Raw genomic sequence first — 19,629 nt, 5'->3', positions numbered from 1 at the left:
GGCCGGGCTCAGCGATCCTTCGGATCGAGCAGCCACAGCCCCAGCACGACGAGGAACGACAGACACAGAAACCCGGCGCCCCACCAGGCCGTGCCCGTATCGCCCTCCATCCACACGTTGACGACCTCCGTCAGTGCCCATAGCTGGCCGACGACGACGCTCATCGCCAGCACCAGCCTGGCCGTCAGCTTCGCGGAGCGCTCGGGTTCCTGTTCGGAGCCCGCCCCCGGTCCCGGACCGGTATGGCGGACCCGGGGGTCGGCGTAGCCACTGGTGGGCCGGATCTGGGGGTAGCGCTCATGGAGGGGGCGGTTCAGCTCGGCCCGCTCGCTGCCCGGGTGGTAGTCGGGATATCGGGTGCCGGCGGGGTTGGGGGGCCGCGGCGGCTCGATCGGGTCCAGGGGTTCGGTCATGACCGAACCCCCGTGGTGGCGGCCTCGGACGGGGCCGGCGCGGGTGGCGCCTCCGCGCCGCCTCCGGTGCCGGGGCAGCCGATCCGTGCGGCGAGATCAGGGCGGTCCTCGGCGAGCTGGCGGCACAGCCCCGCTTCGGCGCTCTCCCCGGAGCGGGTGGTTCCGACGGCCCAGATACTGCCGTCCTCCAGCTCGGTCAGTACCACCTTGGGCAGCCCGCGGGGCGGGGGGCCGGCGGTGACCGCACCGGTGCGGGCGTCGAAGACTCCCTCGTGGCAGGGGCAGTAGAGCTCGCCGTCCGTTCCCCGGTCCTTGCGCCAGAGCACGCCGCAGGCCAGATGGGTGCAGACGGCGGAGTAGCCGACGAGGGTGCCGTCGTCCATCCGCACGGCGACCGCCCGGTCCTCGTCGCCGGGGTAGCGGAAGGCGAGGGACTCACCGGGCGGCAGCTGCGCGGCAATCCGCTTCGGGGCCGGCGCCTTCCCGTCCTCCGTCTCGCCGTGCCGGTGGAGGATGCCGCCCGCCACGGCCAGACCGCCCACGGCGAGGCCGCCGGAGACGGTGGCGACGATCCGGAGGTAGTCGCGGCGGGTGGTCAGCGAGCCGGCGGCGATCCGGTCGTGCAGGGCCTCACGGGGGTCGCTCCCGGGGCCGTGGTCGGGGTCCGGCTGCTGCTGTTCGGTGACGCTCATCGGCGGACGTCCTTCCCGTTGATCTCGACGACGGGAAGTCCGCCGGGTACCGGCCACTGGACCCGCTCGGCGGGCACGACCATGGCCACACCGGTGCGGACCTCGCTCTCGCCGAAGACGAACGTGTCGGCGACCTGCACCCCGGGGCGCTCCGCCTGGAGTTCCTCGAGGGTGCCGTAGTAGAGGGCGCCGGTGGGGCAGACGGTGGCGCACATGGGGGCGAGCCCGTAGGCGGTGCGGTCGTAGCAGAGATTGCACTTCATCTGCAGCTTCGCCTGGAGGTCGATCTTCGGGACACCGAAGGGACAGGCGTTGACGCAGTTGGCGCACCCGATGCACCGGGTGGTGTCGGCCTGCTGTACGACGCCGTCGGCGGTGACCAGGATCGCGTCGGCCGGGCAGACCTCGGCGCAGGGGGCCACCGGGTCCTCGCAGTGCATGCAGACCGTGGGGAGGGAGGCGACGGATGAACCCTCGTCGGTGTAGTCGAGGTGGATCATCGACTTGCCCCGGTGCGAGTCGCATTCCCGGCAGGCTGAGACACAGGCCTGACAGCCGATGCAGCGCCCCGGGTCGATGAACATCGTTCTGCCCATCATCCGGGCATCAGCTCCTTTCCGAGGTGCCGCGGCCCTGCGGGGCCGAGGGCGGCAAGGGATCGGTGCGGGAGACCTGGGTCTCGGGATAGGCGACGTGGCCGGGGGCGACAGGAGGTGCGGGGACCTCGTCGATCGCCTCGGCGTGCTCGATGCGGCAGGCGCAGACCTTGTACTCGGGGATCTTGGAACGGGGGTCGAGGGCGTCGATGGTCAGGGCGTTGGCGGCCGTGGGGACGGGCCAGTGGTACGGGATGAACACCGTGTCGGGCCGGATCGCCTCGGTGACCAGCGCGGGGAAGACCTCGCTGCCGCGCCGGGTGACGACGCGGACGGGTTCGCCGTTGTGGAAGCCGTGGGAGGGGTGGACCTCGGCCCAGGGCCGCGGGGTCTGCTCCACGAGGGCGCCCAGCCGGCGGGTCTGGTTACCGGAGAGGAAGTGGGCGACGGTGCGTCCGGTGGTCAGCGTCATCGGGTGCTCGGCGTCGTACGGGTCCGCCGGCGGGTGCCACTCGACGACCTGCATGTGGATCTTGCCGTCTTCGTGGTAGGTCCTGCCGTCCTCGAACAGCCGGGGGGTGCCGGGGTGGTCGGTGGACGGGCAGGGCCAGGAGATTCCGCCGGTCTCCTCGAGCCGTTCGTAGGTGATTCCGGAGTAGTCGATGATCGTGCCGGCGGACGCCCTGCGCAGCTCGTCGAAGACCTCCCGGGAGCTGCCGAAGGCGAATCTGTCGCCTTCTCCGAGGCGGCGGGCGATCTCGCACATCACCCAGGTGTCGGTCCGCACACCGGACGGCGGTTCCTGCGCCTTGTTGTGCTTGACGACGCGTGCCTCCGCGTTGGCCATCACCCCTTCGTCCTCGGCCCAGATGGTGACGGGGAAGACGACGTGCGCGTTGGCGGCGGTCTCGGAGAGGAAGAAGTCGAACTGGGCGTGGAATTCGGTGGTGTCGTACCCCTCCTTGACCACGGCGTAGTTGGGGAGCGACACGAAGGGGTTGTTGCAGATGCCGATGAGACCGCGGATCTCCTGGCGCTGCATCTGCCAGACCATTTCCATCATCGAGGTTCCGGCGGCCGGGAGTTCGGACTCCTCGATGCCCCAGATCTCGCAGATCTGCCGGCGGTGCTCCTCGTTGAGGATCGAGCGGCCGCCGGGGAGGAGGTCGGCCTTCTGGCCGTGCTCGCGGCCGCCCTGGCCGTTCCCCTGTCCGGTGAGGGTGCCGTAACCGGCGCCGGGCTTGCCGATGTGGCCGGTGGCGGTGCAGAGGTTGATCACGCTGAGGCAGTTCTCGACGCCCTGCGTGTGGTGTTCGATGCCCCGGGCGTGGAAGGCCATGGCCTTGGGCGCACGCGCGAAGGCGCGGGCGACCTGGACGACCTGCTCGGCGGGGATCCCGCAGATCTCGGCGGCGCGGGACGGGGGGTACTGGGCGACGTTGGCCTTGACGTCCTCCCAGCCGGTGGCGTGGGCCGCGAGGTAGGCCTCGTCGGTGAGACCCTCCTCGACGACCACGTTCAGCACGGCGTTGAAGAAGGCCGAGTCGGTGCCCGACTTGAGGGCGACGTGGATGTCGGCGGTGCGCGCGACCGCCGTCTCGCGCGGGTCGACCACGATCAGGGTGGCGCCGCGGTCCCGGGCGCCCCAGACGTACTGGGTCAGCACGGGGAAGCACTCACCGACGTTGGCCCCGGCGAGCAGGAGGCAGTCGGTGAGCAGGATGTCGGAGAAAGGGTTGCCGGCCCGGTCGATGTTGAAGGCGAGCTTGTTGGCACCCGCGGCGCTCACCATGCAGAGCCGGCCGTTGTAGTCGACGTGCTTGGTCTTCAGCGCCACCCGGGCGAATTTGCCCACCAGGTACGTCTTCTCGGAGAAGAGGCTGGCCCCGCCGAGGACACCGAAGGCGTCCCGTCCGTGCTCCTGCTGGATGCGCCTGATCTCGGAGACGGTGAAGTCGAGCGCCTCGTCCCAGGAGACCTCGCGCAGTTCCTCGTCGCGGGAACGGCGCATGAGGGGTGCGGTGAGCCGGTCCGGGTGGTTGACCTGCTGGTAGGCGCTGATGCCTTTGGGGCAGAGCCGCATGCGGTTGATGTCGTGGTTGCGGGGCTCCACGCCGAAGACCTTGCCGCCGCGGTCCACGCGGAGATACATCCCGCACTGGACACCGCAGAAGCAGCAGTGGGTGGGGACGAGCGTCTCGCCGTTCTGGTCGGCGTGCCACTGGTCGGCCGGGATGCCGCCCGCGTCGCGGAAGCCCTGGGAGCCCGGCGGCGCGATCGCGGGATCGAGGGGGACGACCGTACGACGGTCGGCTGCGTGTGGCTCTGCGGTCACTTGTAGCCCTTCTTCACCTGGGAGAGATAAGCGCTGCCGCGCAGCACCCGCTTGCAGCGCGGGCAGTACTCGGCCCATCGGTCGAAGCCGAGGTCGAGGTCGCGCATGGTCCCCCGCAGGTTCTCGACGTAGGCCCCCGTGTCGATGGGCTCCTCACAGCGCCGGCAGGCGAAGACCTCGTCCCCCTGCCGTGACGTGTACTTGAAGAGCTGCATGCCAACGGCTGCCGGGCGCTGCACGATGTGGAAGAACTTCCCGAACGGGATGTAGATGAGGGTGAAGACCACTGACACCATGTGGAGGATCGCCAGGAACTCGTAGCCTCCGCCGTGCAGGAAGATCGAGGAGAAGGTGAGCAGCAGGCCGGTCACGGAGATGATGATCAGGGCGAGCAGCGGCACCATGTCGTAGGCGAACCGCTGTCCGGTGATGGCCCCCCGGTCCTTCATACGGCGCCAGAGGAAGTACCCCGCGCCGGGGATGACGAGCACCGCGGCGATGTCCAGGCCGTGGAACATCAGCCAGCCGATGATGTTCAGCGAGTCGAAGCCGAGGATCTTGACGCCCCAGACGCGCATCTCGTAGCCGGGCCCCGAGCCGGTGTCCGAGGTGAAGGTGAACCAGCCCCAGGTCAGCGGGAAGGTGATCAGCGCGGCGAGGACGCAGCCCCAGAAGATCAGCTGGTGGGCTGCCCAGCGGGCGTGGGAGCGGGCGCCGAGGAATTTCTGGAAGCCCAGGTAGGTCGCGGTCATCTTCGGCAGGGCGGTGGGTGCCTTGCGGAAGTTCTCGGTGGAGAACAGGCTGCGCCAGCCGTTCTTGAAGAGCCGTCGGGCGCCGGGGGCGGACACCCAGACCGTGTAGCGGTAGGTGACCCCGAAAGCGAGGAAGACGGTGGCGACTGCGTACGGGAGCAGCGCCGAGTCGAAGTCGCGCAGCAGGCGGCTGCCGAACACGATCGCGAGGACCAGCAGGCAGGAGACCACGGTTCCGGCCAGGGCCGCGCGGCCGGAGACGGATCGCGGAAGGTTCCGGGCCGCCCTCGCGGCGAGGGCGGGACCCCTGCCGGGTGGCCGGCCGTCCGTGCCGCCGCGGCCGTCCGTCCCCCCGGACGTGGCGGTGCGGACACCGGGTTCGGGCTGCTCACCTGCGGCGGGTTCTGGTGGCTCGGTCACCCGGCCACCGTAGGGCCGCGATGGGCGTTTGGTCCCGTTATATGCCTCGATGGTGTGAGCGCGTCGCCCAGGTGGCCCGAACTCGGCCTCGTCCCCTGTCCCTGCGCGAGCCCGGCAGCGGAGGCAAGGCGGCAGCCGAGGGGCTACTCGCCGGCCGGTTCGTCCGCAGACACCGCGTGCCGCCGCGGGCGTCCGACGACCACGGCACCGCGGAACCGGTCCGCCGAGAGGACGGACATGGTGTCGAGCGACGAGTCGGGGACCGGCAGCAGGTGGGCGTCGACCCAGGTGTCCCCCGCGGCCGCCTGGGCCCACGGGTCCTCGATCACGACGGCGCCGGGCACGGTGCCGTGGCAGAGCACCCAGTGCGGCACGTCGAACCCCTGCATCCCGGCGAGCGAGACCAGGAGCAGCACGTGCTCACGTCCGCCGATCGCGCTCCGGATCGCGGCCAGGGAGAGACGGCCCGGGTCGACCGGGACGCCGGTCCGCCCGGCCTCCGTGCGCGACGTGCGCTGGAGCAGGGCACGCCACTCCTGTTCCTTCTCCGTGTAGTGGTCCAGCAGGACGGGCCGGTCCGTGTCGAGGTGGACCGTGACGGGGGACGACGGCCACGCCCGGTGCACGGCGACACCCAGTCCGATCGGCTCGCACGCGGGGAAGTTGGTGGCGTCGCGCCACAGGGTCAGCTCCGCCTCGCGGTCGAGTGCCTCCCGGGGCAGCGTCCCCCCGTGCGCCTGCGCGACCAGAGCGGTGACCGCCCCGCACGTGAAGTGCGTGGTCTGCCCGTAGTACGAGGGCTCGTCCCCCGGTCCGTCGCATAGCCAGCGCACGTAACCCGTGTCGGGCCCCGCCCCGTCCTCCACCGGCGAGAGGGGCGGACGCAGCGGGACGAAGCCGGCGGCAGCGGCGGTCTCCGGACTCGCCGTCCATCCTTCCCACTTGACCTGTACGAGCCCGCGGTCCCGCGCGTGCGCGACGACGGCCTCGACGGCTGCCGGCACGTCACCGACCGCGTCGACGATCTTGAGGTAGGCCGTGTGCGGGCGTGCCGTCACCAGCGCGGCGGCGACCTTGTCCGTACCGTCCTCCCCCGCCACGGCCACGATGTGGGGTGCGTGGGCGGAGCGGTCGACCGTGCGCCAGCGCTCCGGGATCTCGAGGCGCCCCAGGGGGTTCGGGGACGCGTCGGGCTCGAAGGGGACCACGACGCTCTTCGCGGGCGCTCCCTGCGGGGACGGCATTGCGGCACTCCTTGGCGGGTCGGGGAGGTGAAGGGCGGATTCTCGGACACGGGGGTACCACCCGGCGTCACGCACGGGACCTCCGGAGCACCCAGACGAAGTACGGGGCGCCGACCAGGGCGATCATGAGGCCGGCCGGTACCTGGGCCGGTACGACGACCGTGCGGCCGAGCGCGTCGGCCACACAGACCAGCAGGGCTCCGAGCAGCATCGCGACCGGGATCGACCGTCCGTGCCGGGCGCCCACCAGCGACCGGGCGAGGTGCGGGGCGACGAGCCCCACGAAGCCGACGACACCGACCGCGACCACGCTGAGCGCCGCCAGCACCGCGGCGATGCCCAGCGCCACGAAGCGCGTGCGTTCCGGCCTGACGCCGACGACGCGCGGCGTGTCCTCGTCGACGGCGAGCAGGTCGAGATGGCCGCGCATGGCGAGCAGCACGGGAAGCGCGAGCGCCAGGGCCACCGCGACCGGTACGACGTCGGGGAACGTACGCCCGTAGGTCGTGCCGGAGAGCCAGGTGAAGATCCGCGGGGTGTTCCACGGGTCGGCGCGCAGCAGGAGGAAGGTGGTGACGGAGCTGATGCCGTACCCGCAGCCGATGCCGATCAGTACGAACCGGTCGGGCAGGAAGCCCCCGCGCCAGGACAGCACGGCGATCAGGCCGAACGTGGCGAGTCCCGTCACGACCGCGGCCGCGATGAGCACCGGCCGTCCCCCGGGCAGGCCTGAGGTGACGACGGCGACCGCTCCCAGACCGGCGCCCGCCGTGATGCCGAGCACGCCCGGCTCCGCCAGCGGATTGCGTACCGCACCCTGGACGACGCATCCGGCCAGTCCGAGAGCCGCTCCGGCGAGGATCGCGGCGAGCACACGCGGGACCCGGTCGTCGAGCGCCTGCCCGACGAGGCCGGGGGCGGTGCCCTGGACCCAGAGCGCGATGTCCCCCGTCCGGAGCCACAGGCTGCCCGCGAGGACCGCGACGAGGGCCGCCGCGGCCAGGAGTGCCACCGCCCCGAGCACGACGAGAAGGAAGGCGCGGCGCGACCGTGCGGCGACGCGTGCGTGCGGCGGCTGGCGGAGCCGGCCCGTGTCGCGGAGGCGGAGCGCGAGGATCACGATGACGACGGACCCGAGCAGCGCGGTCGGCACACCGGTGGGTATGGAGGCGGCCCCGTCCGCGCCCTGCAGCGCGCGCAGTGAGGCGTCCGCGAGCAGGATGAGCAGCGCGCCGAGCAGCCCGGCCGCGGGCACCAGGAAGAGGTGCCGCCGCAGCGCCCGTACACGCCCCGCGATCAGCCGGGCGAACACGGGGGCGCCGAGGCCGACGAAGGCGATCGGCCCCGCGAGTGTCACCGCCGTGCTGGTCATGACCACCGCGCAGATCACGGCGATCACACGGGTGCTCCGGACCGGCACGCCGAGGGTGGCCGCGGCGTCGTCGCCGAGGTTCATCACATCGAGCCTGCGGGACAGGGCCAGGGCGGCGCAGAGCACCACGGCCACGAGGGGAAAGGCGCGTACCGAGGCGTCGATGTTGATCTGGGCGAGCGAACCGCTCCCCCAGGCGAAGAGACCGGTCGTGTTCTGTTTGAACAGGATGAGGACCATGGCGGTCGCCGCGTCCAGGGCCAGCGCCGTCGCCGATCCGGCGAGGATGAGACGGGTGCCGGTGGTGCCCGCGGCCCGGCCCGCGAGGAGCAGCACGAGCGCCGCCGCGGCCAGGCCGCCGGCGAACGCGACGGCGCCCGAGGCCCAGAGCGGGACGGCGAGACCGAACGCCGCGACGAGCGAGAGCGTGAAGTAGGCCCCGGCCGTGACCGCGAGGGTGTCGGGGGAGGCGAGCGCGTTGTGCGTGACGGACTGGAGCAGCGCGCCGGCCGCCCCGAGGGCGATGCCCACCGCCACGCCCGCGAACAGACGCGGCAGGCGCGAGCCGGTGAGGATGTCCCCGACGGGTGCCCCGCCGGTGTCGTCCCGTTCCCCGCCGATGTACCGCACCAGGTCGGTGACGCCGACGCCCGAGGTCCCCTGCGTCAGGTGCCACATGCCCACCAGGACGGTCAGGACGAGGAGGAGCACGAGGACGGCCACCCCGGTGGGACCGCTGCCGCGCTCGGCGCGCGGCAGCGCTTCCCTCCGGGGTGCCGATGTCTGTGTCGCGGTCACTTCTTGTCGAGTACGTCGACGTAGGCGTCGATCGCCTGCGCGCAGGAGCGCGGACCGCCGGCGCCCCACACCCGGGCCGGGAACGCGTGCGAGCGGCCTTCCTTCACGGCCGGCATGGACTTCCAGAGCGGGTTCTTCTCCAGGGCGGTGACGTACCCGCCGGCTCCTTCGTCGTTGGCGTAGAAGAGGTTGGCGTTCCCCACCGAGGTCAGTCCCTCGACGTCGGTCTGCGCGAGACCGTACGAGGCGTCGACGCCCCCGTCGCCGTGTGCCTTGTTGACGGCGTTGGTCCACGCGGGCTTCATGCCGAGCTCTTTGCCGATCTCGGTGAACAGGGCGCCGTCACTGTAGGGGCGGACGGTGAGGTTGCCGCCCTCCAGCCATCCGTCGAAGAACAGGAAGTCCTTCGTCGGCAGGTCGGCGTCGGTGACCTGCTTCTTCGCCGACGCGAGGTGCGCGTCGAACTCCTTGAGGACCTGGTCGGCCCGCTCGGTGCGCCCCGTGGCCTCGCCGATCATGCTGAAGACCTCCCGCATGTTCCCGATCGGGTCCTTCGGGTCCGCGCCCCGCGTGGCCATCACGGGGACACCTCGCTTCTCCAGCTTCGCGATGGTCTCGTCGTCGGCGTCGAACGCCTCCACCACGATGAGGTCGGGCTTCGCCGCGTAGAGGGTGTCGAGGTCGGGCTCCTCACGGGTACCGATGTCCGTCACCCCGCCGGGCAGTTTCTCCGCGCTGACCCAGGTGCTGTACCCCTTGGCGTCGGAGACGGCGGTGGGGGTGACGCACAGCGTCAGGGCGTCCTCGACCTGCTGCCACTCCAGGACCGCGATCCGTTCGGCGGGCTTGTCGAGCTTCACCTGACGGCCCACACCGTCCGTGAAGGAGACGGGCTTCGTCGAGGTGGTCGTGGTGTCCTGTGCGCAGCTCTCCGAGGCGGGCGCCGCGTCGGCGCTGCTCCTGGCGCCGGTCTTGTCGACGGCGGTCGTGCCGCAGGCCGTTGCGGCGAGGACTATGAGCCCCGCGGAGGCTGACGCCGCCAGGCGACGGGCACGGTTCATGAACGATCCTCTTTCTTACGATGAGTGTGCGGCGGCGGATGTGCCGCTCCGGGCGGGTGGGGTCCGGCCGCTTCAGCCGGGACGGCGCCCGATCGGGTCGATGCGGAGGCGGCCCGTGCGGGGGTCGAAGCCGACCTCGACACGGATGTCGTAGACCTCGCCGATGTTCTGCGCCGTGAGGACGTCGGCGGGTGCGCCCGCCGCGTGCACACGGCCGGAGCGCATCAGGACCAGCGTGTCCGCGACGCGGGACGCCTGGTCGAGGTCGTGCAGCACGATCCCGACCGCGATGCCGTGGTCCTCGACGAGATCGCGCACCAGGTCGAGCGTCTCGATCTGGTAGCGCAGGTCCAGATGGTTGGTCGGTTCGTCCAGCAGTACGACGCCGGTGTCCTGGGCCAGGCAGGCGGCGAGCCAGACCCTCTGCATCTCCCCGCCGGAGAGCTCCCCGACCGGCCGGCCCGCCATGTCACGTACGCCGGTCACGCCCATGGCGCGGTCGACGGCGCTCCGGTCCTCGGCGGTCGGTCCGGCGAAGCCACGCCGGTAGGGGTGGCGGCCGAACGCCACGACCTCCGCGACCGTCAGTCCCTGGGGCGCCGGCCTCGACTGGGAGAACAGCGTGACCTCCCGTGCGAACTGACGGGCGCTGAGCAGGGCCGCGTCGCGCTCGGACGGTCCGCCGGGGGCGCCGAGCGTCACCCGGCCGTCGTCCACCCGGTGCAGGCGTGACAGGGCGCGCAGCACCGTGGACTTCCCGCTGCCGTTCGGCCCCACCAGGGCCGTCGCACGGCCGGGTTCCAGGGCCAGCGAGACGCCGTGGACGACCTGTGTGCCGCTGTACCGCAGCACCAGGCCGTGCCCGTTGAGGGCGGCCGCCGGTGTGGCGGCGTCGGCCGCGGGGCGACGGGAGGGGCTCGTGAACATGGGTGGGTCCGGACGCTCGGAGGGACGGGGACGGACCCCTCCGTCCGGCTTTCGCCGGCCGGGCAGCGGACGCTCCCACGCACGGAAGCACCGCGCGCGGCGAACAAGAACTTAGGGTCGCCTAACTCCTGAAGGGTATGTTCCGCTTGCCGCGTCGGCAATCAGGAGTTTTGGACAGGCAATACGGGATTCCGGACATCCACGGACGAGCTGCCGTCCACGTCGAAGTAGGCGCCCGGCGTGGTGCCCATGACCCGCCGGAAGGAGGCGATGAAGGTGCTGGGCTGCGCATAGCCGAGCGACTCGGAGACGGTCGCCACGTCGAGCCCCTCGGAGAGAAGCGTCAGCGCCCGGTGCACCCGCAGCACCTGCCGCCACTGCGCGAAGGACAGGCCCGTCGCGTGGCGGAACGCGCGGGTGACCGTACGGTCGCTGATCCCCAGCCGCCGAGCCCACTCCTCCAGCGAGCGGGGGTCGGCGGGATCCTCCAGCAGCGCTTCGGCGATCGCGTCGATCCGCGGGTCACCGGGCAACTGCAGCACCAGCTGTCGTTCCGACGGCTGGAGCACGTCGAACACGACGGACTCCGCACGCGCCCTGGCCCCCGTGTCGAGGTCCGTACGGGACAGATGGGTCAGCAGTGACTCCAGCAGCGGCGTCATCGCGATCGCCTGCGGCCCCTCGAACGCGAACGGCGCGCGGTCGGGGGCGAAGAAGGCCTCGTAGAACCTGGCGCCGGCCGTCGCCCTGCCGCCGTGGACCAGCCCGGCGGGCATCCACAGCCCCTGCCCCTCGGACACGGTGAAGACGCGGTCGGCCACCCGGGACGTCAGCGTTCCCCCGCGTACCCAGACCAGCTCGTGGAGTGAGTGCGAGTGGGGCGCCCACTCGGTGGGAACGGGAGGTATCCGCAGCCCGGCGATGATGGCGAACGGGGCCGGCGCCTGCTCGTGGAGCGGCGCGACCCGGCGCACGACGGTGCCCGCCTCGCGCCGCCACATCCCGGGACGCGCGTCGCCAGGGGACGGTTGGAACATGAGTACGACTCTATCCGGCCCTCCTCCGCTCCCCCGCCCGCCGCCTGTACGTTCGCCCCTGCACGGTGACCCGCACTCACGAGGAGCTCTCCATGACCGAGGAACCGACCGGCCGGGGTCCGCTGGACGCGCTGACCGACGTGGCCGGGATCCGCGTCGGGCACGCCGGGGTGCCCGGCGAGGCCGCCCTGAGCGGGACCACCGTCGTCCTGGCCCCCGAAGGGGGAGCCGTGGCGGCCGTCGACGTACGCGGCGGCGGCCCCGGCACCAGGGAGACGGACGCCCTGGATCCGCGCAACCTGGTGCAGCGGATCGACGCGGTCGTCCTGACCGGCGGAAGCGCGTACGGGCTCGACGCCGCGTCCGGCGTGATGGCCTGGCTGGAGGAGCGTGGGCGCGGCGTCCGGGTCGGCCCGGACCCGTCCCAGGTGGTCCCGGTGGTGCCGGCGGCCTGCCTCTTCGACCTGGGGCGGGGCGGTGAGTGGCGGGCCCGCCCCGACGCGTCGACCGGCCGCGCCGCCGTGGAGGCCGCCGCCGCCTCCGGGCCGGGCGCGCCGGTGCCCGAGGGCTCGGTGGGCGCGGGCACGGGAGCGGTGGCCGGGCAGCTCAAGGGCGGTGTCGGCACGGCGAGCGTGCGCCTGCCCTCCGGGGCCACGGTCGCCGCGCTCGCCGTCGTCAACGCCGCGGGCTCCGTCGTGGATCCACGGACGGGGGTGCTGTACGGGGAGTACGGCGCGGGAGAGCCGCCCGCGCACCCCGCGCCCGCGGTGCACGAAGCCGCGCTCCGGCGGCTGGCGGAGATCCGGGGGGAGCGGACACATCAGGCGGGGGGCACCTTCAACACCACGATCGCCGTCGTCGCGACCGATGCCGACCTCACCCGGGCCCAGGCGCAGAAGCTCGCGGGAACGGCGCACGACGGGCTGGCGCGCGCCGTCCGGCCGGTCCACCTGCTCACCGACGGGGACACCGTCTTCGCCCTCGCCACCGGCCGCATGCCGTTGCCCGAGGAACCCGTCGCCGAGCTGAACGACATCCTGGCGGCGGGGGCGGAGACCCTGGCCCGCGCCATCGTGAAGGCCGTCAGGGCGGCCCGGGGCGCCGACGGCCCCGGAGGCACGTTCCCCTCGTACGGCGAGCTCTACGGCACCTCCTGAAACGGCCGGACTCTGTCGCACACCTCCCGAACAGGTGGGAACTTTCTGCGTGCGCGGTACGTTTTTTGCGAACCCCGGTCACGATGTCAGACCCAGGGACTACGTTATGCACGCATCGGGTAACACGCGGCGACGGCCTGGAGACAGCACCTTGAGCGATCCGTACGAGACAACCGAGCAGCACCTCGAGCGACTCCTGCGATGCGCCCTCAACTCCTTCGACCTGTCCGACACGACGGTCGACCGGCTCGGGACGGCACTGGCGCACAGCAGCGCCCTGCACTCGTCCCACCACAGTTCCGTACTGCACCGCGAGACCTACCGGCACACGTATCTGCTCTCCGACGGCACCACGCTCACCCTGTGGGAGCTGGTCCACGGCGGCGGCAGGGACGTCCCGGCCCCTCTCAGTCACGAGCTGTACGACGACGAGGGTGACGCCCAGGTCGCCGCCGCGCGCCTCGCCGGCAGCTTCTGGGACACCCCGGCCCTCGGCGACGACAGCCTGCGGGAGGACCTGGAGGCGCTCACCCTGCTCATGAGCGTCCCCCCGGCCCCGCTGCCCCGTATGTACGCCCCGGACAATTCGGCGGACCACGCCCGCCGCGTCCTGCGCCGCGCGGAGAACGGCGACCGGCCGGGCGCCGCGACGGCCGGACTCCTCCGCGCCGCCTTCGCCCACCACATCACCCAGGTCTTCGGCCGCCAGTGCCACGTCGGCGGACGCGATGCCGGTTTCACGCTCTACGAGCACGCCTTCCTCCTCCTGGACGGCAGCGAGACGAGCCTGTGGGAGGTCGAGCACACGGCCACACCCGACGGCCGGCACATGTGCGAGGTGTACGACGACGAGCAGAGCGCCCGCATGGCCATGGAGAACCGCACCCGGATCTGCTGACCCGGCCGTCCGGTTCAGCTCGTCAGCACGGGCTCCCGACGGACCTCTGCGTCCTGCGGCTCCCCGGGGCCCGCGTCCTCGTCGGTGCCGCCCTCCAGATGCACCTGGGGCCTGGCAGGCAGGGCGAACATTACGAGGAAGATCACCGCGAGCACCCCGGCCACCCACCACAGCGACTGCTGGAAGGCGTCCACGAACGCCGCGCCCATCGCTTCCGGCGGCAGCCGGTCGCTGATCGAGCCGAAGAAGACGACGGAGACGAGGCCGAGCCCCAGCGCCGTGCCCATCTGCTGCAGGGTGTTGATCAGCCCGGACGCCGAGCCGGAGTGCTCCTTCGGCACTCCGGAGAGCACCGCGTCCGTCAGCGGGGCCACGATCAGCCCCATGCCCACGCCCATGACCACCAGCGGGAGCACCATCTGCCAGGGGCTGATGGCCAGTCCGTAGCGTCCGGCCTCCCAGATGTAGAGCAGCAGCCCGGCGATCATCAGCAGGGCGCCCGCCTGCAGCACCTTGCGGCCGAAGCGGGGCACCAGCTTCTGCACGGAGATCCCCGCCGCGGCCGAGACGGCGACCGAGAACGGGATCCCGGTCGAACCGGCCCGCAGGGCGCTCCAGCCGAGCCCCATCTGCAGGTAGAGCGTCCAGACCAGGAAGAAGATGCCCAGGGCGATCCCGAAGGTCAGCTGCACGGCGGTGCCCGCGGCGAAGCTCCTCACCCGGAACAACGAGAGTTCGATGAGCGGCGAACCGTCCCGGCCCGCCTTCCGGCGCTCGAACACGATGAGCGCCGCGAACACCAGGAGGCTGGCGGCCATCGACACATGGCCCCACAGCGGCCAGCCCAGCTCGCGTCCCCGGGTCAGCGGGTAGAGCAGCATGAGGAGGCCGAGCGTCACCAGGGCGACGCCGGCCAGGTCCAGCCGGAGTGCCTTCGGCGCCTTGGACTCGCTGATGAACTTCCGCCCGAGCACCAGTCCGGCGATGCCGACGGGCAGGTTGATCAGGAAGATCGGCCGCCACTCGAGGCCGAAGAAGTTCCACTCGGTGAGCAGGGCGCCCAGCAGAGGCCCGGACACCGCGCCCAGCCCGACGATCGCGCCGAACAGTCCGAAGACCTTGCCGCGCTCGTGCGCCGGGAAGGTGGCGTGCACGATCGACAGCACCTGCGGCACCATCAGCGCGGCCATACCTCCCTGCAGGATGCGGGAGGCGACCAGCATCTCCGGGTTCACGGCGAAGCCGCAGAGGGCCGAGGCGATCGTGAAGCCCCCTATGCCGACGAGGAAGAGCCGCTTTCGGCCGTAGATGTCACCGAGCCGGCCGCCGGTGATCAGACCGGCCGCGAAGGCCAGGGCGTATCCGGCGGTGATCCACTGGATCGACGTGAACGAGGCGCCGGTGTCCCGCGTGATGCTCGGGATGGCGATGTTGACGATCGTGACGTCGACCAGGTCCATGAAGGCCGCGGTCATCACGATCGCGAGCGCGAACCAGCGGCGCCGGTCCGCCGGGTCCTGCGGCGAGGCCGGCCCTGTCGACGCCGTGCGGGCGGCTGCCGTGGCCGGCGGGGATTCGGATGAAGTCATGGGAGGAAGCTATGAGCCCAACAGGTCAGACAGTGACCTAATTGGTGGGCATGCTGAACCCATGACCGACACCCCGGCACGACTGCTGAATCTGCTGTCGCTCCTCCAGACACCTCGCGAGTGGCCGGGCAGCGAACTGGCCGAGCGGCTCGACGTCACCGCGCGCACCATCCGCCGCGACATCGACCGGCTCCGCGACCTCGGTTATCCGGTCGAGGCGTCGCGGGGCTCCGTCGGCGGGTACCGCCTGGTCGCGGGCACCGCCATGCCGCCGCTCCTTCTGGACGACGAGGAGGCGGTGGCCATCGCGGTGGGCCTGCGGGCCGGGGCCGGTCACGCCATCGAAGGCGTCGACGAGGCGTCCGTACGGGCGCTGGCCAAGCTGGAACAGGTGCTCCCCTCACGGCTGCGGCACCGTGTCTCCTCCCTGCAGAACGCCACCGTGCCGCTCACCCGCGGCGACGGTTCGACCATCGACCCCCGCACCCTCACGGCGATCGCCTCGGCGGTCACCGGGCGCGAACGGCTGCGCTTCTCCTACCGCTCCGGGGACGGCACCGCCTCCAAGAGGCAGGCCGAGCCGTACCGGCTGGTGAGCACGGGCAGCCGCTGGTATCTCGTGGCGTACGACCTGGGCCGTGAGGACTGGCGCACCTTCCGGGTGGACCGGGTGAGCGATCCGTTCGCCACCGGCTCCCGGTTCACCCCGCGCGAGCTGCCCACCGAGAGCGGGGACGCCGCAGAGTTCTTCGCGCGGTCGATGTCGCGTACCCAGCCCGAGCTGCGCCTCGATGTGGCCTTCCGGGCCCCGGCGGGCTTCGTGACGGCACGCCTGCCCTCGACGCTCGGGCCGGTGGAGCCGACGGGAGAGCAGAGCTGCCGGCTGCGCACGGTGTCCTCCGACTCGCTGGAGTGGGTGGCCCTGCGGCTGGCGCTCGTGGACTGCGAGTTCGAGGTGCAGGGGCCGCCGGAGCTGGTGGAGCACCTGAACGTCCTGGGCGCCCGGCTGACCCGGGCCGCGTCACCCCGGCAGCCGACGTGAACGGGGGGCGGACATGAATGAGCCCCGGCGCCGGGGGGGGTGGGCGCCGGGACTCAGCTCAGGGGACCGGAAAAGAGACCGGTCGTCGGGCCGGTGCGAACCGGCTTGACGGTGAGATTACGGGTTATCGGCTCACGCCGCAGCGTCAAAGCCCGTGTCGTGAGCCATTCGCTTCAATTCGAGCAACGCGTGCTTCTCGATCTGGCGGATCCGCTCCCGCGTCAGACCGTGCTGCTTGCCCACCTCGGTGAGGGTCCGCTCGCGGCCGTCCTCGATGCCGTACCGCATCTTGATGATGGAGGCGGTGCGGTTGTCGAGCTTGGAGATCAGCTCCTCGAGCTCCTCGCTGCGCAGCAGAGTCATCACGGACTGCTCGGGCGACACGGCGGAGGTGTCCTCCAGCAGGTCTCCGAACTGCGTGTCGCCGTCGTCGTCCACGGACATGTTCAGGCTGACCGGGTCACGGGCCCAGTCCAGGACGTTACCGACGCGCTCGGCGTTGGAATCCAGCTCGGCGGCGATCTCCGCGTGCTCGGGGTCGCGCCCGTTCTCACGGTTGAACTCACGCTGCACACGCCGGATCCTGCCGAGCTCCTCCACGAGGTGGACGGGGAGCCGGATCGTGCGGGACTGGTCGGCGATGGAGCGCGTGATGGCCTGCCGGATCCACCAGGTGGCGTAGGTCGAGAACTTGAAGCCCTTGGCGTAGTCGAACTTCTCGACCGCGCGCACCAGGCCGGCGTTCCCCTCCTGGATCAGGTCGAGCAGGGGCAGACCCGCCCTGGGGTAGCGCCTGGCCACGGCAACGACGAGCCGCAGGTTGGAGCGGATGAATATGTCCTTGGCGCGCTCACTCTCGGCGACGAGCGCCTCCAGCTCCTCACGCTTCGCTCCGCCGGCCTCGCTCTCCACCACTCCGTCGAGGATCTGCTGGGCGAAGACGCCCGCCTCGATCGTCTGCGAGAGCTCGACCTCCTTGGCGGCGTCGAGCAGCGGTGTGCGAGCGATCTCGTCCAGGTACATGCCGACCAGGTCGCGATCGGCGATCTCCCCGCCCACGGCGCGAACACTGCTTGCCCGGTCGGTCCCGCCGGTGCTGGCGGACGAACGACGGGCGACGGCACGGGTTGCCATGCGTGCTCCCTTGCTGAGTAGGTCGCGACACCCTCCCGGGTGCCCTGCATCCGATGGAAACAACGACTGGAATCCGGACAGAATTCCCACGGGGGCCATTCACTTTCGAGATCATGCAGTACCCTGTCGCCCCCGAACGCGAGGACACAAGGTGCAGATACCCACAGAAGTGCAGGTCAGGCCCGGTACGGAAGCCGACCTGGACGCCCTGACGGACATCTACAACCATTACGTCCGTGAGACGGCGCTCACTTTCGACACGGCTGCCTTCACTCCGCAGGAGCGCCTGCCGTGGTTGCGTTCCCATCCGGAAGACGGCCCCCACCGGCTCCTGGTTGCTCTGGAACCGAGTACCCGGCACAACGCTCCGCATGTCCTCGGCTATGCCACCAGCAGCCCCTTCCGCCCCAAGGCCGCCTACAGCACCTCGGTCGAGGTGAGCGTGTACTGCGCTCCCGGGGCCACGGGCCGCGGCGTCGGCACCCTCCTGTACAAGGCGCTGTTCGAGGCGCTGGCCGGTGAGGACGTCCACCGCGCGTACGCCGGCATCGCACAGCCGAACGAGGCGTCGGCCCGGCTGCACCACACCTTCGGTTTCCGGCACATCGGCACCTACACGGAGGTGGGCCGGAAGTTCGGCCGGTACTGGGACGTGGCCTGGTACGAGAAGCCGATGCTCAGCCGAACTGCACCGAGCGCTTCGCCAGACCCATCCAGAAGCCGTCGATGACACTGCGCCCCTGATCGAGTTCGCCCTCGGCCGCTCCGAGGGTGACGAACAGCGGCGCGAAGTGCTCCGTGCGGGGGTGGGCCAGCCGGCCGGCCGGTGACGCGTGCTCGAAGTCCAGCAGGGAGTCGACGTCCTGCGCCTGGAGCGCCCGGTGCCCCCAGTCGTCGAACTCCGCCGACCAGCCGGGCGTGGAACCCCCGGAGTGCCGCAGCGCCGCCAGGTTGTGCGTGAAGAAGCCGCTCCCGATGATCAGCACGCCCTCGTCGCGCAGCGGGGCGAGCTTGCGCCCGACGGCCATCAACTTCTGCGGGTCGAGCGTCGGCATCGAGATCTGGAGAACGGGGATGTCGGCACCCGGGAACATCTCGACGAGCGGCACGTACGCCCCGTGGTCGAGGCCACGGTCGGGGATGTCCTGGACCGGGGTCCCGGCGCCGCGCAGCAGCTTGCGGACGTCGTCCGCGAGCTCCGGGGCACCCGGGGCGGCGTAGCCGACCTGGTAGTAGTGCTCGGGAAAGCCCCAGAAGTCGTGGACGAGCGGCACTGTCCCGGTGGCGCCGAGAGCGAGCGGGGCCTCCTCCCAGTGCGCGGAGACCATCAGGATCGCCTTGGGCCGGGGCAGCCCCGCCGACCAGGCGGCGAGCTCGCCGGGCCAGACCGGGTCGTCGGCGAGCGGCGGCGCGCCGTGGGAGAGGTAGAGGGCGGGCATACGTTCCGCGGCGATTGTCATGACGCTCCCGTTCCTCTGCCGATCAAGGTATGTGTGTTCAATACAGGTACCGGGAACCGGCATCTGCGCGAGCACTGCGGATTCGCGACCGGCCCCTCGGAACCAGGTCTTTGAATCTTCAAGTTCCAACTACCAGAGACCTTAGCTCTATCTAGTTCAACTTTCAAGAAAAGGTCGTACAGTGGAGTACATGACCACGGCATCACCCGGCGAGCCCCGGTGGCTCACCGACGAAGAGCAGAGCGTGTGGCGCGCCTACCTCCACGCCACCACGCTCATGGAGGACCATCTCGACCGCCAGCTGCAGCGCGACGCGGGCATGCCGCACGTCTACTACGGACTGCTCGTCAACCTCTCCCAGGCCCCCCGGCGGCGGAAGCGCATGACCGAGCTGGCCAAGGACGCCAAGATCACCCGGTCCCGCCTCTCGCACGCCGTCGCCCGGCTGGAGAAGAACGGCTGGGTCCGCCGCGAGGACTGCCCCTCCGACAAGCGCGGCCAGAACGCGATCCTCACGGACGAGGGCTACGCCATGCTGGCGCGCTCCGCACCGGGGCACGTCGAGGCCGTACGCCAGGCGATGTTCGCCCGGCTCAGTCCTGCGCAGGTACAGAGCCTCGGCGAGATCATGCAGGTCATCGCCACCGGCCTGCAGCCGGAGGGCACGGACGCGGATCTGCCCTGGCTCCGCTGAGCGGAACC

General features: G+C 71.3%; 18 protein-coding genes. 5 read left to right on the top strand and 13 right to left on the bottom strand.

Going from position 1 to position 19,629, the window contains the following annotated elements; all coding sequences use genetic code 11:
• Positions 1–8 precede the first annotated feature (8 nt).
• The 10 genes from ACZ32T_RS27185 to ACZ32T_RS27140 all read right to left on the bottom strand — a co-directional run bounded on the left by ACZ32T_RS27185 (position 9) and on the right by ACZ32T_RS27140 (position 11,647).
• Positions 9–413, bottom strand: coding sequence for a hypothetical protein (locus ACZ32T_RS27185; protein ID WP_467369500.1), 405 nt, complete (start codon positions 411–413; stop codon positions 9–11).
• The gene (locus ACZ32T_RS27180; RefSeq protein ID WP_467369498.1) at positions 410–1,105 is read right to left on the bottom strand and encodes a QcrA and Rieske domain-containing protein; all 696 of its coding nucleotides are present in this window, start codon (positions 1,103–1,105) and stop codon (positions 410–412) included. The genes ACZ32T_RS27185 and ACZ32T_RS27180 overlap by 4 nt, the downstream gene beginning before the upstream one ends.
• A complete protein-coding gene (locus ACZ32T_RS27175) occupies positions 1,102–1,704 on the bottom strand; it encodes a 4Fe-4S dicluster domain-containing protein (protein WP_356709788.1) in 603 nt (200 codons plus the stop codon). Before ACZ32T_RS27175 ends, ACZ32T_RS27180 begins: the two co-directional genes overlap by 4 nt.
• Before the next feature lie 7 nt (positions 1,705–1,711).
• Positions 1,712–4,036: a molybdopterin oxidoreductase family protein gene (locus tag ACZ32T_RS27170; protein ID WP_467369496.1), complete on the bottom strand. Its 2,325-nt coding sequence runs from the start codon at positions 4,034–4,036 to the stop codon at positions 1,712–1,714.
• The gene (locus tag ACZ32T_RS27165; RefSeq protein ID WP_467369494.1) at positions 4,033–5,208 is read right to left on the bottom strand and encodes an MFS transporter; all 1,176 of its coding nucleotides are present in this window, start codon (positions 5,206–5,208) and stop codon (positions 4,033–4,035) included. The genes ACZ32T_RS27170 and ACZ32T_RS27165 overlap by 4 nt, the downstream gene beginning before the upstream one ends.
• A gap of 143 nt (positions 5,209–5,351) precedes the next feature.
• Complete coding sequence (locus ACZ32T_RS27160; RefSeq protein ID WP_467369492.1) at positions 5,352–6,452, bottom strand: peptidase C39 family protein; 1,101 nt, start codon at positions 6,450–6,452, stop codon at positions 5,352–5,354.
• 67 nt (positions 6,453–6,519) lie between these two features.
• Positions 6,520–8,622 carry an iron ABC transporter permease gene (locus ACZ32T_RS27155; protein ID WP_467369490.1) on the bottom strand — a complete coding sequence of 701 codons (2,103 nt, stop codon included), beginning with the start codon at positions 8,620–8,622 and terminating at the stop codon, positions 6,520–6,522.
• Positions 8,619–9,683 carry an iron-siderophore ABC transporter substrate-binding protein gene (locus ACZ32T_RS27150; protein WP_467369488.1) on the bottom strand — a complete coding sequence of 355 codons (1,065 nt, stop codon included), beginning with the start codon at positions 9,681–9,683 and terminating at the stop codon, positions 8,619–8,621. The genes ACZ32T_RS27155 and ACZ32T_RS27150 overlap by 4 nt, the downstream gene beginning before the upstream one ends.
• Positions 9,684–9,755: 72 nt before the next feature.
• Positions 9,756–10,610 carry an ABC transporter ATP-binding protein gene (locus ACZ32T_RS27145; RefSeq protein ID WP_467268620.1) on the bottom strand — a complete coding sequence of 285 codons (855 nt, stop codon included), beginning with the start codon at positions 10,608–10,610 and terminating at the stop codon, positions 9,756–9,758.
• Between the two features lie 161 nt (positions 10,611–10,771).
• On the bottom strand, positions 10,772–11,647 hold the full coding sequence (locus tag ACZ32T_RS27140) for a helix-turn-helix domain-containing protein (RefSeq protein WP_467268622.1): 876 nt from the start codon (positions 11,645–11,647) through the stop codon (positions 10,772–10,774).
• A 92-nt stretch (positions 11,648–11,739) separates the two neighbouring features.
• Here ACZ32T_RS27140 and ACZ32T_RS27135 point away from each other — a divergent pair, with 92 nt between their 5' ends.
• Together ACZ32T_RS27135 and ACZ32T_RS27130 are read left to right on the top strand one after the other, a co-directional pair.
• Positions 11,740–12,804 carry a P1 family peptidase gene (locus ACZ32T_RS27135; protein WP_467369486.1) on the top strand — a complete coding sequence of 355 codons (1,065 nt, stop codon included), beginning with the start codon at positions 11,740–11,742 and terminating at the stop codon, positions 12,802–12,804.
• Positions 12,805–12,955: 151 nt separating this feature from the next.
• Positions 12,956–13,702, top strand: coding sequence for a DUF6227 family protein (locus ACZ32T_RS27130; RefSeq protein WP_467268626.1), 747 nt, complete (start codon positions 12,956–12,958; stop codon positions 13,700–13,702).
• Positions 13,703–13,716: 14 nt separating this feature from the next.
• On the opposite strand, the gene ACZ32T_RS27125 is transcribed toward ACZ32T_RS27130, so the two are convergent.
• On the bottom strand, positions 13,717–15,291 hold the full coding sequence (locus ACZ32T_RS27125; RefSeq protein ID WP_467369484.1) for an MFS transporter: 1,575 nt from the start codon (positions 15,289–15,291) through the stop codon (positions 13,717–13,719).
• A gap of 61 nt (positions 15,292–15,352) precedes the next feature.
• On the opposite strand from ACZ32T_RS27125, the gene ACZ32T_RS27120 reads away from it, so the two are divergent.
• Positions 15,353–16,333, top strand: a complete 981-nt coding sequence (locus tag ACZ32T_RS27120) for a helix-turn-helix transcriptional regulator (RefSeq protein WP_467369482.1) — start codon at positions 15,353–15,355, stop codon at positions 16,331–16,333.
• 132 nt (positions 16,334–16,465) lie between these two features.
• Here ACZ32T_RS27120 and ACZ32T_RS27115 read toward each other — a convergent pair whose 3' ends face one another.
• Complete coding sequence (locus tag ACZ32T_RS27115) at positions 16,466–17,467, bottom strand: sigma-70 family RNA polymerase sigma factor (RefSeq protein WP_467268634.1); 1,002 nt, start codon at positions 17,465–17,467, stop codon at positions 16,466–16,468.
• A 151-nt stretch (positions 17,468–17,618) separates the two neighbouring features.
• Here ACZ32T_RS27115 and ACZ32T_RS27110 point away from each other — a divergent pair, with 151 nt between their 5' ends.
• Positions 17,619–18,197 carry a GNAT family N-acetyltransferase gene (locus ACZ32T_RS27110; protein ID WP_467369481.1) on the top strand — a complete coding sequence of 193 codons (579 nt, stop codon included), beginning with the start codon at positions 17,619–17,621 and terminating at the stop codon, positions 18,195–18,197.
• On the opposite strand, the gene ACZ32T_RS27105 is transcribed toward ACZ32T_RS27110, so the two are convergent.
• The gene (locus tag ACZ32T_RS27105; RefSeq protein ID WP_467369479.1) at positions 18,145–18,927 is read right to left on the bottom strand and encodes a dioxygenase family protein; all 783 of its coding nucleotides are present in this window, start codon (positions 18,925–18,927) and stop codon (positions 18,145–18,147) included. The genes ACZ32T_RS27110 and ACZ32T_RS27105 overlap by 53 nt on opposite strands.
• A gap of 181 nt (positions 18,928–19,108) precedes the next feature.
• On the opposite strand from ACZ32T_RS27105, the gene ACZ32T_RS27100 reads away from it, so the two are divergent.
• Positions 19,109–19,621, top strand: coding sequence for a MarR family winged helix-turn-helix transcriptional regulator (locus ACZ32T_RS27100; protein WP_467268640.1), 513 nt, complete (start codon positions 19,109–19,111; stop codon positions 19,619–19,621).
• The last annotated feature ends 8 nt before the right edge of the window (positions 19,622–19,629 follow it).

The organism is Streptomyces sp. NPDC023573 (assembly GCF_055559735.1).
Note: the sequence above shows the minus strand (reverse complement) of the source record. Positions and strands in the feature narration are given on the sequence as shown.